Origin of the sequence: Vibrio barjaei, assembly GCF_001639065.2 — a bacterium.
In the GTDB taxonomy this organism is placed as follows: domain Bacteria; phylum Pseudomonadota; class Gammaproteobacteria; order Enterobacterales; family Vibrionaceae; genus Vibrio; species Vibrio barjaei.
In genome coordinates, this window is sequence record NZ_LQXO02000012.1 from 127197 (window position 1) to 141916 (window position 14720).

Here is a 14720-nt window from a genome sequence, read left to right on the forward strand (position 1 = left end):
TAAACCAAGTGATTCTGTGGAAATATCAGTTCGGCAAAAAACTGACAATTGTGAAATCCCATTAATCAGGTATAACTAAGGCATTAGTAAATGAAAATATTCTGTTTAATCTGTCAGTTAGAAGTTGAGAGGAGACTCGCGGTGTTCACTTTAAAAGTTGATGACGAAATTGAGCTTGCGTTAGTACAACCTTCTTTTGCAGGGCAGTATCTGAAGATAGTTAACGAGCAACGCGACTACTTAGCACAATGGTTAGCGTGGCCACCTCACGCCGACTCAGAAGCTTTTTTTCAGCGATTTATTACCCAGTCGCTGCACGATTACGCGGATGGTAAATCTTTGGTGTGTGCCATGATGTATCGTGGCGAGTTGGTAGGAAACATTAGTTTTAACGCTATCAACCTGTCGCTAAAGAAGGTGGAGTTAGGTTACTGGCTATCATCAAGGGCGCAAGGTAACGGGATTGTCACGCGCAGCGTCGGTAGGCTTATCGAATGTGCATTTAACGAGCTTGGTATGGAGAAGGTTCAGCTGTGTGTTGCGACTGAAAATACGGCTAGTAGAAATGTGGCGGAGCGTTTGGGCTTCTCGCTGGAAGGGATAATTACTCGCAATGAGAACATAAATGGCAGGGTCGTTGATCACGCTGTCTACGGATTGCTGCGCTCTTGAGTGGCGCAGCACTGAGCTAATTCCTGTTATCTTCTGCTTACTGAAGAGCGTTTTACTAATATTGGCGCAAATAGGTTTTGTGCTCTTTCAACCTCTTTCCCGCTGGCTCTTTGTAACGCTTCTAATACGGCTTGTTTAGCCATCACCTGAATTGGGTAACGAATAGTTGTCAGGCGAGGGTAGATAAAACGAGCGATCAATCCATCATCGAATCCAATAACAGACATATCTTCTGGAATTCGAATACCATTTTCTTGGATTAATGCTAAGCAGCCTGCCGCCATATCATCGTTATAGGTAGCGACGGCGGTAATCGATAGATTCTTGGCGAGTAGGTTCACCATGGCTTGTTCACCGCCGATCTCATCCGGCTCACCATACTCTATAAATTCTTCATTGGGTTCGATGTTGTGATCTTTGAGTGCTGCTAGGTATCCATCTCTACGATCATGGGCATCATCGATGTCGTGACTAGAGGCGATGTAGCCTATTTTCTCGTGACCGTTTTTGATCAAAAACTCAGTGGCCAAATACGATCCCTTGAAATTATCGAGTGCAATACAGCGGTCTGCAATTGCTGGAACAGAGCGGTTAATGATCATCATACCGGGTATTTCGTCGGCCAGTTCAGTGAGCTCTTCATCTGACAGTCCTTTACTGTGGATGACAAGTGACTCACAGCGACTACTAATGAGTAGGTTGATAGCATTTCGCTCTTTCACGGGGTCGTGGTATCCGCTACCGATAAGAATTTGTTTGCCTTGCTCTGCAGCGATGGTATCTATGGCTTTAACCATAGCGCCAAAGAAGGGAGCAGATACGTCGTGGACCAGAATCCCTACGGTATTAGACGATTTGCTAACCAGCGCGCGCGCGTTTGCATTTGGTCGATAGCCAAGCTTTTTCATGGCAGCTTGAACTGCAACGATAGCGGCCTCACTAGTGTGGGGAGCATTGTTTATCACTCGGGATGTGGTCGCGATTGAAACGCCAGCTTCTTTTGCGACTTCTTTGATTGTGGCCATGACGCTCTCTACATCTTATTAATCATTTTATTAAACAATGCTTAAGCAAATATGACAAACGCTATTAGTGTGCGTGAACCCCCATTTTTAACGATTAGAGTAATCGTTTCCAAAAATGTTACCGTGAATAAAGTTTAACTCTACTTGACCATCTTGTTTTGGCGCAATTATACGTTCAGCCGCTTTATCCTCCTATGTTTAGAAAACACGCTTTGAACACACTATAATTGTAAACGTTTCCATGATTATGCAGTGCCTCACAGAATTTCTACGATTTGAAGCTATTATGTAGAGCAAATCGTTTCTGAGGTTAGAGTGAATGACAAATAAAACGCTGATTGAACTTAAGGGCACCAGTACACAGATGCTTCTTGAAGTCGGGGAGTTAGCCGAGGTTTTACACTGGGGTAAGAACATCGATGTGTCTGACCCTCAATCACGGTTGGCGTTGCAACGTCCAGTTCCTTATGGGCGCTTGGATGATGATATCGCTATGTCTTTAACTCCGGAATTGGCTCGCGGGTTATTTAGCAGTCCGGCCTTAGAAGGACACCGCAACGGCCTAGATTGGGCTCCAGTTTTTACCATTTCAGAGACACTCCACAAAGATGGTCAGCTTACCTTAGTCAGTGAAGATGCATCTGTGGGGCTAACGTTAACCACTGAACTGCATTTGGATCAGTACGATGTGGTTAAAGTTCGTCATACACTAACGAATAATAAGGCGGGAGCGTATCAAGTAAACCGATTAGCCAATACTTTGATGTTGCCAGAGCGAGCCAAAGAATTGATGAGCTTCTTCGGGCGCTGGGTTCATGAATTCCAAACGGTACGTCAGCCATTATTACAAGGAGGCTTCCAACAAGAGAACCGTCGTGGACGGACCTCTCATGAGCATTATCCAGCAATTATTGCGGGTACCAGCCATTTTGATGAAATGTCTGGTGATGTTTGGGGTTTCCATTTTGCGTGGAGTGGGAACCACAGGTTAAGAGTTGATGTGAAAGCCGATGGCCGCCGTTATGCTCAGGCTGAAGTTATCTATCTGCCGGGAGAAGTGACTCTTGAACAAGGTGAAAGTCTAACTACTCCGTGGCTGTATGCCAGTTACAGCGATAAAGGGTTGAATGGCATGAGCCAGCAATTCCATGAACACGTACGTCACTCAATTTTACCTTCTGAGTTTGTGAATAAACCTCGTCCAATTCACTTGAATACTTGGGAAGGTATCTATTTTGACCACGACCCTGACTACATCATGTCTATGGCGACACAAGCAGCACAGATGGGCGTTGAGCGCTTTATTATTGACGACGGGTGGTTTAAGGGCCGCGATGGTGATAAGGCCGCGTTGGGGGATTGGTTTTTAGATGAAACAAAATATCCTAACGGTTTGCAGCCTGTTGTTGAGCATGTAAATAATCTCGGAATGGAATTCGGCCTATGGTTTGAGCCGGAAATGATCAACAAGAATTCCGATCTTTATCGTAGTCACCCTGATTGGCTGCTGGCAGTTGATGGCTACCAACAACCTACTGGGCGCAACCAATATGTCATCGATCTTCAAAATGATGCAGCGTTTGAATTCTTGTTTGAGCGCTTGGATTATTTCCTATCCACTTACAATATCGGCTACATCAAGTGGGATATGAATCGTGAAGTGGTGCAACCCGGACACAGAGGTAAAGCGGCCGGGTATCAACAAGTGGTTCGCTATTATCAGCTGGTTGATAAAGTGCGAGAAAAACATCCTAACGTAGAAATTGAATCGTGTGCAGCAGGCGGTGGAAGAATCGATTTTGAAGTGTTGAAGCGTACCCATCGCTTCTGGGCATCAGATAATAATGATGCGCTCGAGCGACAGTCTATACAACGAGGTATGAGCTATTTCTTCCCACCGGAAGTCATGGGGAGCCATATCGGTGCGAGCCATTGCCATAGTACCAGACGCCGTCACTCTATTGAATTTAGGGGCCTCACTGCCTTGTTCGGCCATATGGGAATTGAACTTGATCCAGTCAAAGAAAGTGACTTTGAAAAACAAGGATTTGAGCGCTACATCAAGTTGCACAAATCATTGCGATCATTGTTACACAGTGGGAATTCATGGCGTCTTGAAACCGATGATAACGCCCATCAGATTTCAGCCGTTGTCGCAAAGGACCAGTCTCAAGCGGTTATCCAGATCGCTCAGTTGGCCATGCCAACGAACTCTTTAAGCGGGCATCTACGAATGCCAGGACTGGATCCTAAAGCAAGGTACAAAGTTTCCGTGATTGATAAACCTGCTTTATTTGATGACATCGTTAACTACCAACCGCCTTGGATGGAAGAGGGATGTGAGTTAACTGGAGAATGGTGCGAAGAGATCGGTTTGACGATGCCGATACTAGACTCGGAATCTGCGGTTCTAGTGGTGTTACAGAGACTATAAACTGTACTGATTGCAAAAAGGCTGCATGACTTTGTCCTGCAGCCTTTTTTGTTGGTTTGTAATCGTTTCCGGAGTTTATTTGCTACTCTAAGCTAGTAATAGCTGTATTCGGTCACATTTAATTTACATATTGTTATGTTTTTCTGTTTTAGATCTCATTTTTAAATATGTCAGTGTAAACGTTTCCAGTTGTGGTCATGGATCACAGAAAGGTGACGCTTCTGTCAGTAGGATTGCGCTCAGACCAATAAATCAAAGAAACTAAGTGTAACCTATGTCTGATCAACTGACTCTAAAAACCAAACTCTCATACGGCCTAGGTGCTTTAGGCAAAGACTTTGCCTGTGCGCCTATCTACATCTTCCTAATGTTCTACTTTACGGACGTCGCAGGGTTGTCCGCTGCGTTTGTCGGTACAATTTTCCTTGTGGCCCGAATTTTCGATGCTGTGACTGACCCACTTATGGGCGTGATCGTTGACAACACTCGCTCAAAAATGGGTAAGTTCCGTCCGTGGATTGTTGTTGGGACGATTCTAAACGCGGTAGTGTTGATTGCGTTGTTTAGTACCCATATGTTTGAGGGCACAGCCTTATATGTATATGCAGCGGCAGCGTACATCTTATGGGGGCTGACCTATACCATTATGGACATTCCTTATTGGTCGATGATTCCAGCGCTGTCTAGCTCTAGACAAGAACGCGAGAAGTTAGTCGTATGGCCTCGTCTATTCGCTAGCTTGGCGTGGTTTATCATCGGTACTTACGGCTTGCATATTGTTGGTACGTTAGGAGACGGCAATCAAGGAGAGGGTTTTTTCAATCTATCAATCCTAATCGCGATTCTATTTGTGTTAAGTGCTTTCTTGGTGGCTCGCAATGTAAAAGAGGATACCAACGTCAAAGCAAATGCCGCGGAGAAGTTTAATTTCAAAGATGTGATGGTGATTATTGGTCAAAATGACCAACTAAAAGCACTGATTGGCACGGTATTATCTTTCCAAATCGCTAACTTGTTAGTGGGTGGATTCGCTATCTATTACTTTTCTTATGCACTAGGAAATCCTGAACTTTTCCCAATCTATATGATGGTTGCTGGTGCTGCGGAAGTCGCGGGTGTTTTCTTGTTCCCACGCATTGCTGCTAAGTTGCCTAGAAAGAACTTGTGGTTTATCGCCTGTGGTTTCCCGATTCTCTCATGTGGCCTGCTACTTGCGATGAGTGGCTTGGCTCCGGGTAACGTGGTGCTCATCGGTCTCTCAGGTGCGGCGATCAAATTTGGTATCGGTATTGCGAATGCGCTACAAACCGTAATGCTTGCTGATGTTGTGGACTATGGTGAATATAAAACTGGTCGTCGCAGCGAGAGTGTTATTTTCTCAGTTCAAACCATGTTGGTGAAATTCGCGGGTGCAGCCGGTGGCTTCATCGTTGGTGTGGGACTGTCATTAGTCGGCTATGTACCGAACGTAGAACAAACTGCGGACACTATTTTTGGCATCGAGTTCATGATGGTGGGCTTACCTGCAATCTTAATGGCGATTAGTGGCATTGTTTACAAACGCTATTATCACCTGCACGATGGGTTTTCTGAGAGTGCGGTTAAGCACATCGAACAGGTGGAGTCTCAAACGGTTAACGCGCAATAATTCAGCATCTCTCTAATTATTATGAATCACATGGTTTAATTCAGTTTATACAGAATGTATTGAATGGTGTGATTCATAAATAGAATCAGTCACTTCTCGTTTTACTCTTCCGATCTGAAGGTACTCTTCTGTCCCTTCGATGCTGACATTTCATTACAGCTCTTGACTATCTATCCATATAGACTATTCATATTATAAGTGTCATTAATTTATATAACTTATTAATAACTAAGATATTTACAGAAAAATGACTTGAAGCCATTTTGTGATGCGCTTCAAGTGAGTAAAGTCTATCGCCAAAACCTTCTATTTTGACTTTTTAGGGGAGCCCTTTTTAGCCAATGTTTTCAACTATTCTCAGTTTTGACCGAGCATCCACGAGTTCAACAGATGTGCAGCGTTCGCATCGCTTTGCATTCATGTGGTGTTTTTTCTATGCCGTTGCTTGGTCTTTGGTGTCTTATCATCTAGATCCAACCGTACCTTATGACGCAGTGGAAGCGTTGAACTGGGCCAGTAATGGTGAATGGGGAAGTCCAAACAACCCGTGGTTTGTAGGCTTTTTTGCTCGTATTTTACTTGTCTCAGATACTACAGAGTTTGCATCAGCATTTTGGTATGTAGGTCACTTCTCTGTTATTGCGTTGGGTATGCTGGGTTGCTACAGACTCACTTACAAACTTACAGACTCAACGGCCTTTGCATGGTTGGGTCTGCTGACTCTGAACTTATCGGGCGTGATCAATTTTGAAGCCATTCCATATAACGACAACTATTTGTTGTTCGGTTCTTGGTCATGGATTTTGCTGTTTTTTGTTAAAGCGGTTTATGAAAACGCGAAGTGGTGGTTACCGTTTGGTGTGTTAGCCGGTTGCTCTGCAATGGCTAAATACACGACCTTCGCACCGGTTGCGATGGTATTTATACTTAGCCTTACAGTGCCAAGCGTGCGTCGCTTTTGGAAAGAACCGTATTTCTATGCCGGTATTATTGCGTTTCTAGCTTTAGTAACACCAAACTTCTTTTGGATGTTTGCTAACAACTTCTCGTCGGTGAAGTGGGTGAGTGGTCAAGTATCGGCACAGTTGAGTCCTGGTAGTTGGTTAGCGCTGCTGTCGGTATTCTATCCGTTTATTTTGTTAGCCGCGCTACTTGGCAAACGGGCGCTGAAACTAACTAAAGATGTGCCTGAAAAAGTATGGTTAACAACGTTCGTTTTATTGGCTCCGCTGGTGCTTATCATGGCTTGGTTTACCTTCCATAAAGGTAATCGCCTTGTGGAATGGCTACACCCGTTCTTCATGCCTGCGCCGGCAGTATTGGTTGCTTATCTAGCAAAAGATGTTGTAGGTAAACTATCGAGACCATTTAAAGTGTTGTCAGTGATGGCATTGGTTATGATTGTTGGTTACGCCTCGGTGATGATCTTTAACGTTCGTAATGCGGGACAGAACTTTAGTGGGATTAAGACGTTAAGCAACGAAGCAGAACAGTTTTGGTACCAACACAACGACAAGCCGTTGACATTAGTTGGTGGAACAGAGCTTTCTCAATGGTTTACCTTCTATATTGCGCCTCATCCAAAAATGACGAATCAGTGGAGCAATGAGACGCTACCCAATGTTTACAATCGCCATATCTCAGCAGAAGCGATTTCGCAGCAGGGTGTGTTGTTGATGGGTAATATGGGGGCAGGATGTGAAAAAGGGGTATTTGCTCGCTTTACTAATGAATGGCCGCAGTTTGTACCAGATATTCAGCAAGAAGTGATTTATCAAGAGTCTCCGCAGGACAAACAGCAGGCAGTATGTTTGGGAATCGTGAGTCCGCGTTCTTAATCAATGCAGCGTTATAATCAAATAAGCCCTCTAGTATTGAGGGCTTACTTTTTTGAAGAGACGTTACAATAGAGCTTAAGCGATCTTGATACCTTCTAGGTGCTGCTGACATTGTGTTCTCGCTGTCCCAAAAAACGCTTGCAGATAGTGTTTATCCTTTTCTCCATTTCTCACCGCGGCAAAGAGTCTTCGCCAAAGCCCTTGTCCTAGTGGCTTACTGGTAATTAACCCTTGGCGAGAAAACTCACTCACTGCCCAGTTAGGTAAAGCTGCGACCCCTAAACCTGCCGATACCATTTGCACCAACATTAAGGTGTTGTCAGCTTGTTTCCATTTCTTTGGTTCTATCCCTGCTGGGGTTAAGAAATGTTTGACTACATCGAGACGTTGCTTTTGAACGGGATATGTCAATAAGGTCTGCTCAGATAGATCTTCGGGTTTAATCACAGACTTTTCTGCTAGTAGGTGAGAAATGGACGTGACTAAACGCATCTCAAAATCGAACAGGGGTTCATAATGAATTTCAGAGCGCGGCTGGATATCAGAGGTAATGACCAGATCTAGCTCTCCAGCAACCAATGCAGGAATAGGTTCAAAGCCGAAGCCAGAGGAAAAATCGAGTTCTACATGAGGCCACGCGAGTTGGTACTCTTTCAACGCAGGCATCAGCCATTGAAAGCAAGAGTGACAGTCTATTGCCATGTGCAAACGACCGTTGATGTCTTCTTTGAGACCTGCTAAATCACCTTCCGCTTGTGCTATGCGAGGAAGAATTTCGTTCGCTAGGTTGAGGAGTATCTCTCCTTCTGAGGTAAATCGAACTGGGCGTGTCTTACGAATAAACAACGGTGAGCCGATACGCGCTTCTAGGTCCTTCAGTTGATGAGAGAGGGCGGACTGAGTTAGGTGAAGCGATGTGGCGGTCGCAGTTAGTGATCCTGTGTCCCGTAGCGATGCCAATGTCTTTAAGTGCTTTAGCTCTATCATGAATATCCCTCATCCTGTTCCCTTGACTATTAACTTAACGCGATTTATAGGATGTGTAAACATCTAGACGTCCAAAATCTATTTCTATCTGTTGTTGAATTAATTTCATATTCAATGTGAATGATTTGAGATTGTTCATATTTGCTGGCTAGGAGATAGTTTAGCCATCCAGACTGCTTCAGATAAAGGACATCAACATGACAGTAACTCACATTCTTGGCTATCCACGTATCGGTGAAAAACGCGAACTTAAATTTGCTCTAGAGAAATACTGGAAAGGGGAGAGCGACCAAGCTGCTCTCAAGCAAACCGCAAATGACATCAAAGAGAATAACTGGGCGCTGCAACGCGATAATGAACTGTCATTCGTGACAGCAGGCGATTTTGCTTGGTATGACCATGTACTTGGTACCAGTTTACTGCTAGGCCATGTGCCAAAGCGACATGCGAACGGCTTTCCTGATCTTGATACTCTTTTTCGTGTCGGACGAGGCCAGTCACAAGCTCAGTGCGGCTGCAGTGGCCAAGCGGCGTCAGACATGACGAAGTGGTTTAACACCAACTATCACTATATTGTTCCTGAGTTTTCCTCGCAAGATAGTTTTCAGGTAAGTTGGACCCAATTATTTGATGAGATAAATGAAGCTCAGCAAGATAACCGCAATGTGAAACCTGTGCTTCTAGGCCCGTTGAGTTACCTTTATCTCGGTAAAGAAGTCGAAGACGGTTTTGATAGACTCACTCTTTTGCCGCGTCTTTTGACGGCATACCAAGCTATCTTAGCGAAACTAGAAAAGCAGGGTGTGGAGTGGGTGCAAATTGACGAGCCAATATTGTCTCTTGAGCTTCCAAAGCCATGGCTAAGCAGTTTTAAGCTGGCCTATCAGGTAATTCGAAGTGACGTGAAAGTGTTACTAACAACCTATTTTGACTCGGTTGTAGAATCGCTAGATGTGATTAAGCAGCTAAGTGTTGATGGGCTGCACATTGATGTAGCAGCGGCTCCTGAACAGCTAAATATAGTGGTTGATCAACTACCAGAAGACTGGGTGTTATCGGTCGGTACTATCAATGGTCGAAATGTATGGCGCGCAAATCTACACAGTAAGCTACAACAGTTGCAGCCAGTAAAAGAAAAGCTTGGTGATCGTTTGTGGATCGCCACCTCATGTTCTTTGCTACACAGCCCGGTTGATTTAGACCTGGAGACCAAACTTCCAGAAGGAACAAAAAACTGGTTCTCCTTTGCCAAACAGAAGGTTAGTGAAGTGCAATGGTTGGCTAAGGCATTAGATGGCGATGAAAATGCAAGACAGTATTGTGCTCAATACAGTCAACCCATTATAGAGCGTGAGCTATCGACTTGGGTGAATAAACCTGCGGTTCAAAAGCGTGTTGCCGCTCTGGGCCAAACCAACGGTGATCGCTGCGCACCTTATGATGAGCGAGCCCATCACCAGAAAGAAGTTTTGAAGCTTCCTTTATTGCCAACTACGACGATAGGTTCGTTCCCACAAACCTCTGAAGTTCGACAAACACGTGCGGCGTACAAACGTAATGACATTGATTTCTCTAGCTATCAAACCGCTATGCATGCGTTTATCAAAGATACGGTAGAGCGACAGGAAGCCACTGGATTAGATGTTTTGGTGCATGGTGAAGCTGAACGTAATGATATGGTGGAGTACTTTGCGGAGAATCTTTCAGGCTTTCAAACTACTCAATTTGGTTGGGTACAGAGCTATGGTTCGCGCTGTGTGAAACCTGCCATCGTGGTTGCTGATATTGAACGTGACAAACCAATGACAGTTGAGTGGTCAACTTACGCTCAGTCTCTAACCTCAAAACCGATGAAAGGTATGTTAACGGGTCCTGTGACTATCTTATGTTGGACGTTCCCTCGTGAGGATGTGACGCGAGAAACGATAGCGAATCAGCTTGCATTAGCGCTTCAAGATGAAGTTAATGATTTGCAGAACGCCGGAATTAATATCATTCAGATTGATGAACCTGCTATTCGCGAAGGCTTACCGCTAAAACAGCGTGACCATAAAGCGTATCTAGAGTGGGCGGTGAAGGCGTTCAAAGTGTCTGCGGCAAGTGCTAAACCAGAAACCCAAATACACACTCATATGTGTTACAGCGAGTTTAATGAAATCATTGAATCTGTTGCTGCGTTAGATGCAGATGTGATTACCATTGAAACTTCTCGTTCAAATATGGAACTGCTAAATGCGTTTGAAGAGTTTAACTATCCAAATGAGATTGGACCGGGGGTTTACGATATTCACTCTCCAAACATCCCGACCGTTGAATGGATTGAGCAATTGATTGAGAAAGCGGCTGAACGTATTCCTGTGGAAAGGTTATGGGTGAACCCAGACTGCGGTCTAAAAACACGTAACTGGGAAGAAACGGAAGCGTCATTAAACAACTTAGTGAAAGCTGCGAGTAACTTACGTAAAAAGCTAAGTTAATCGGTGAAAAAAGTAGAAAAGGCTTGCATCTGCAAGCCTTTTTTCGATGAGTCGAACTAGTTCGCAGGCGGCTTGTCGCAATAATCTTTTGTGACTAGCTGGTCTATCATAAGTTGACCGCGCGAATTACGAATTTTGATGCGATAGGCCAAACCCATATCCAGATTTGACTTCACTTCACGGTCTGTACAGTAATAGTTCATGCTATTACGTAATACCGTATCAAGCGGTTTCGCGCCTTTGGCATCGGTATTGTAGATCATCATAATTTCAACCGTGCCTTTGTTGGCGGAGGCCTTCATGATGGATAAAGGGCCCTGTTCAATCGGCAAACCAGAAGACAACACGCTAGCGCGGCTTTGAGCCAGCATTTCTATTTGACGCTGTTGGTCATCATTGGTGCTAGAACAGCCAGCTAACACGGTCACTGCCGTGATAGCCATCCAAAGAGATTTTTTCATCGTTCGCCTTTAGAATACTTTCTTAAATGGTTTAACGATAACGTTAGCATAAACACCAGCTTCAATGTACGGGTCAGCATCTGCCCATTGTTGCGCTGCCGCTAACGATTCGAACTCAGCAATAACGGTTGAGCCAGTAAACCCAGCATCTCCCGGATTATCACTGTCGATGGCTGGCATTGGGCCTGCGGTGAGCAATCGACCTTCATCTTGGAGTGTTTGAAGTCTTTCCAGATGTTGTGGGCGAACGCTGAGACGCTTTTCTAGTGAGTTCTCAACGTCTTGTGAAAAAATAACGTACCACATATTTGTTTCCTTCAAATAGTCATGTCCTCATAAGATGTCATTTTTTCACTGAAAAGTCATCGCTAGAACTGCTTTAATTTGGATTAATTGGACGAGGGCGTCCATTTGCATCAATGGCAACGTAATGGAAGGTTGCTTCACATACTTGGTAACGCTCTCCGACACCTTCTAAGCTTACTGGTTTAACCCATACTTCTAGGTTGATGGTCATTGAGGTATTACCAATTTTGGTGCATTCACCATAGCAGCAAACCACATCACCAACTTTTACGGGGTGTTTGAACGTGATACCTGACACTGAAACCGTCACGATACGGCCATGAGAGATCTCTTTAGCTAGGATACCGCCGGCTAAGTCCAATTGAGACATAATCCAACCACCAAATATATCGCCATTCGCATTGGTGTTTTCTGGCATAGCCAGAGTACGAATTATAGGCTGGCCTTTGGGTGTGTTCGATGTTGTATTGGTCATGGTTATAGTCTTCCTGAAACAAGACAGCGACCCGTAGGTCGCTGTTTTCAATTATCTGCGGAGTATACAAAACTTCCGCCTTGAATCAAGACGTATGATCTTGGTTCTCATTTTTGGCAGGTTTGCCTTCTTCATCTTTTGGGATGTGTTTGTAGATATACACACCAGTGAAAATGGTGAAGAGCAGGGTAGCGGCTAATAGGCCGAAGACTTTAAAGTTTACCCAAACGTCGAGTGGAAGGGAGTAAGCGACGTAAATGTTCAAACCCGCGCAGAAAGAAAAGAAGCCGACCCACGCATAGTTTACTTTGGCCCAAACCGCGTCAGGTAAGGTGATTTCTTTACCCAGCATACCTTTAATAGCACTTCGTCCCATTGCATGACTAACCGCTAGACCTATCGCAAAGATCACGTAAACAATAGTTACTTTCCATTTTATGAAGTTGTCATCATGTAAGAATATCGTCATGCCACCAAACACAGCGACCATTAAAAATGTAATGACCTGCATTTTTTCGACTTTCTTATATAGGAAATAGGTGACGACGATTTGAACTGCGGTTGCGACGATCAATGCGCCCGTTGCTACGTAGATATCTTGCATCTTATATAGAACGAAAAAGATAATCAGTGGAATAAAATCAAGTAGTTGCTTCATGTTTCTCGCAAACCTTTCAATGGTGATTCACGACAGTGTAACCAAAACTTTGCCAATACAAAACAATTTGAACAAATTGGTGGTGAAGATGCTTTGGACAAGGAGAGCTCTATGAGTGACGAAACGAACTCCTTTTGTTTGTAATCAGAGATAACCTAATAGAAAAATATAAATTAAAACAGTCTCATATAAAAAAGGGTCGCCACCATAGAGTGACAACCCTTGTAATCCGTTTATTAGCTTTACGTTAAGCTTGCTGTTTTTGTAACTCAGCCTCTTGTGCTTCTTCTTCAACCAGAGCATCAACGATGACCGCACAGGCTGCATCACCAGTGATGTTTAGTGCAGTACGAATCATGTCGAAGATACGGTCTAAAGCGAATAGCAGAGGTAGACCTTCGATAGGAATGCCAGCCGCCAGTAGTACCGCTACGACAAGGAATGAAGGGCCTGGAACACCAGCTTGACCAACCGCACCTAATGTCGATGTAACGATGATAGCAATGTATGCGCCCATTGAAAGGTCGATATTAAATAGTTGTGCAAAGAAGATAGCTACGAGGCCGTAGTAGATTGCGTTACCAGACATGTTGATGGTCGCACCAAGTGGCAGTACGAACGATGCTGTCGAGTTCTTAACACCTAACTCTTTTTCTACAGTGTCCATAGTTACAGGCAGTGTTGCCATTGAAGAGGCTGTAGATAGTGCAACTGCCTGAGGCTTTTTCATGGCACTAATGAACTTCTTCGCTGATGTCTTTGTAAACACTTGAATCATTAGTGGGTATACAACAAAGCCAAAGATAAGAATGGCAGCGATGTAGACGACGAACAGCTTGAATACCACCATTAGTGCACCAAAGCCGAAAGTGCCAACCGCTTCTGCCATTAGGCCGAATACGCCGATAGGAGCAATGATCATCACTTTATTGATCATCCACACCATAACATCAACGATTGCGTTTACGCCATTAAGAAGAGGGTTACGACGAGTTTCTTCTAGTTTAGAAAGGCCGATACCAAAGAATAGGCAGAACACCAAGATCTGTAGGATGTTTGCTTCATTCAAGGACTGAAAAACGTTGGTCGGGATCATACCTGTAATGGTTGCCCAAAAAGAAGGTAGGTCGCCCTTGGAAGCGTATTCAGCAGAGAACATGCCTTCGATGCCTGCTGTATCGATATTAATACCTGGTTGGAACACTTCACCCATAACAAGCGCTAACGCCACTGCTAGAGCTGATGTTAGACCAAAATAAGCCAGTGTGGTGACACCAACTTTACCTGCGTTACTGCTGTTGCCAAGACCTGCAGCACCAGAAATCAGAGCTACGGCAACCAAAGGAATGACTAACATCTTAATTAGATTAATAAAGATAGTACCCAGTGGGGCAAACATAGACGCAGATTCACCCATCATGGCACCGATTAGGGTACCTAAGATCATTGCAATCACGACTTGGACGCCAATATTGTTTAGCATCAACTTTTCTTTTAACACTTCCTTAACTCCTGTGCTAATAAATTATAAAATCCTAGCATAGTCTTCCAGATGAACGGCAAATGTTAGACTAATGTTCGTTGGAGTTTTTACACTTTATTAGCACTGTTAGCAATAGATAGAAATCAATTAGCGGTGATTTAGATAAGAATATTAGAAGAAATGCTGTTCTATTGACCAATAGCAAACGTTTGCTTTGAATTTGGTTAATAATTACTTACGGATTGAAAGATATTGA

Annotated in this window: 12 protein-coding genes; 5 read left to right on the top strand and 7 right to left on the bottom strand. The window is 44.1% G+C overall.

The features are described from left to right. The first annotated feature begins 141 nt into the window (after positions 1-141). A complete protein-coding gene (locus AWH66_RS07005; protein ID WP_063605541.1) occupies positions 142-672 on the top strand; it encodes a GNAT family N-acetyltransferase in 531 nt (176 codons plus the stop codon). 26 nt (positions 673-698) lie between these two features. On the opposite strand, the gene AWH66_RS07010 is transcribed toward AWH66_RS07005, so the two are convergent. Beyond that, the gene (locus AWH66_RS07010) at positions 699-1697 is read right to left on the bottom strand and encodes a substrate-binding domain-containing protein (protein ID WP_063605540.1); all 999 of its coding nucleotides are present in this window, start codon (positions 1695-1697) and stop codon (positions 699-701) included. Positions 1698-2016: 319 nt separating this feature from the next. Here AWH66_RS07010 and AWH66_RS07015 point away from each other — a divergent pair, with 319 nt between their 5' ends. The 3 genes from AWH66_RS07015 (at position 2017) to AWH66_RS07025 (ending at position 7617) form a co-directional block, all read left to right on the top strand. Then, the gene (locus tag AWH66_RS07015; RefSeq protein ID WP_063605539.1) at positions 2017-4131 is read left to right on the top strand and encodes an alpha-galactosidase; all 2115 of its coding nucleotides are present in this window, start codon (positions 2017-2019) and stop codon (positions 4129-4131) included. 274 nt (positions 4132-4405) lie between these two features. Beyond that, positions 4406-5779, top strand: coding sequence for a melibiose:sodium transporter MelB (melB, locus tag AWH66_RS07020; RefSeq protein ID WP_063605538.1), 1374 nt, complete (start codon positions 4406-4408; stop codon positions 5777-5779). 341 nt (positions 5780-6120) lie between these two features. Next, complete coding sequence (locus AWH66_RS07025; protein ID WP_083399967.1) at positions 6121-7617, top strand: ArnT family glycosyltransferase; 1497 nt, start codon at positions 6121-6123, stop codon at positions 7615-7617. A 75-nt stretch (positions 7618-7692) separates the two neighbouring features. On the opposite strand, the gene metR is transcribed toward AWH66_RS07025, so the two are convergent. Then, complete coding sequence (gene metR, locus AWH66_RS07030) at positions 7693-8604, bottom strand: HTH-type transcriptional regulator MetR (protein ID WP_063605537.1); 912 nt, start codon at positions 8602-8604, stop codon at positions 7693-7695. Between the two features lie 197 nt (positions 8605-8801). On the opposite strand from metR, the gene metE reads away from it, so the two are divergent. Next, positions 8802-11081 carry a 5-methyltetrahydropteroyltriglutamate--homocysteine S-methyltransferase gene (gene metE / locus AWH66_RS07035; protein WP_063605536.1) on the top strand — a complete coding sequence of 760 codons (2280 nt, stop codon included), beginning with the start codon at positions 8802-8804 and terminating at the stop codon, positions 11079-11081. 56 nt (positions 11082-11137) lie between these two features. Here the strand turns inward: metE and AWH66_RS07040 are convergent, their stop codons facing one another. The 5 genes from AWH66_RS07040 to AWH66_RS07060 all read right to left on the bottom strand — a co-directional run bounded on the left by AWH66_RS07040 (position 11138) and on the right by AWH66_RS07060 (position 14464). Then, on the bottom strand, positions 11138-11542 hold the full coding sequence (locus AWH66_RS07040; RefSeq protein ID WP_063605535.1) for a GspS/AspS pilotin family protein: 405 nt from the start codon (positions 11540-11542) through the stop codon (positions 11138-11140). A 9-nt stretch (positions 11543-11551) separates the two neighbouring features. Next, a complete protein-coding gene (locus AWH66_RS07045; RefSeq protein WP_006071598.1) occupies positions 11552-11848 on the bottom strand; it encodes a YciI family protein in 297 nt (98 codons plus the stop codon). A 73-nt stretch (positions 11849-11921) separates the two neighbouring features. Next, positions 11922-12323, bottom strand: a complete 402-nt coding sequence (gene yciA, locus AWH66_RS07050; RefSeq protein WP_038228126.1) for an acyl-CoA thioester hydrolase YciA — start codon at positions 12321-12323, stop codon at positions 11922-11924. Positions 12324-12408: 85 nt separating this feature from the next. Further along, positions 12409-12981 (bottom strand): septation protein A, encoded by a 573-nt coding sequence (locus tag AWH66_RS07055; RefSeq protein WP_063605534.1) that lies wholly within the window; start codon positions 12979-12981, stop codon positions 12409-12411. Between the two features lie 247 nt (positions 12982-13228). Then, positions 13229-14464: a dicarboxylate/amino acid:cation symporter gene (locus AWH66_RS07060; RefSeq protein ID WP_038228130.1), complete on the bottom strand. Its 1236-nt coding sequence runs from the start codon at positions 14462-14464 to the stop codon at positions 13229-13231. Positions 14465-14720 lie beyond the last annotated feature (256 nt).

Bases quoted from the DNA above. Each gene is read 5' to 3' on its own strand.
- melB (WP_063605538.1), top strand. From the start codon at position 4,406: ATGTCTGATCAACTGACTCTAAAAACCAAACTCTCATACGGCCTAGGT.
- metR (WP_063605537.1), bottom strand. From the start codon at position 8,604: ATGATAGAGCTAAAGCACTTAAAGACATTGGCATCGCTACGGGACACA.
- AWH66_RS07040 (WP_063605535.1), bottom strand. From the start codon at position 11,542: ATGAAAAAATCTCTTTGGATGGCTATCACGGCAGTGACCGTGTTAGCT.
- AWH66_RS07055 (WP_063605534.1), bottom strand. From the start codon at position 12,981: ATGAAGCAACTACTTGATTTTATTCCACTGATTATCTTTTTCGTTCTA.
- AWH66_RS07010 (WP_063605540.1), bottom strand. From the start codon at position 1,697: ATGGCCACAATCAAAGAAGTCGCAAAAGAAGCTGGCGTTTCAATCGCG.
- metE (WP_063605536.1), top strand. From the start codon at position 8,802: ATGACAGTAACTCACATTCTTGGCTATCCACGTATCGGTGAAAAACGC.
- AWH66_RS07015 (WP_063605539.1), top strand. From the start codon at position 2,017: ATGACAAATAAAACGCTGATTGAACTTAAGGGCACCAGTACACAGATG.
- AWH66_RS07060 (WP_038228130.1), bottom strand. From the start codon at position 14,464: ATGCTAAACAATATTGGCGTCCAAGTCGTGATTGCAATGATCTTAGGT.
- AWH66_RS07045 (WP_006071598.1), bottom strand. From the start codon at position 11,848: ATGTGGTACGTTATTTTTTCACAAGACGTTGAGAACTCACTAGAAAAG.
- yciA (WP_038228126.1), bottom strand. From the start codon at position 12,323: ATGACCAATACAACATCGAACACACCCAAAGGCCAGCCTATAATTCGT.
- AWH66_RS07025 (WP_083399967.1), top strand. From the start codon at position 6,121: ATGTTTTCAACTATTCTCAGTTTTGACCGAGCATCCACGAGTTCAACA.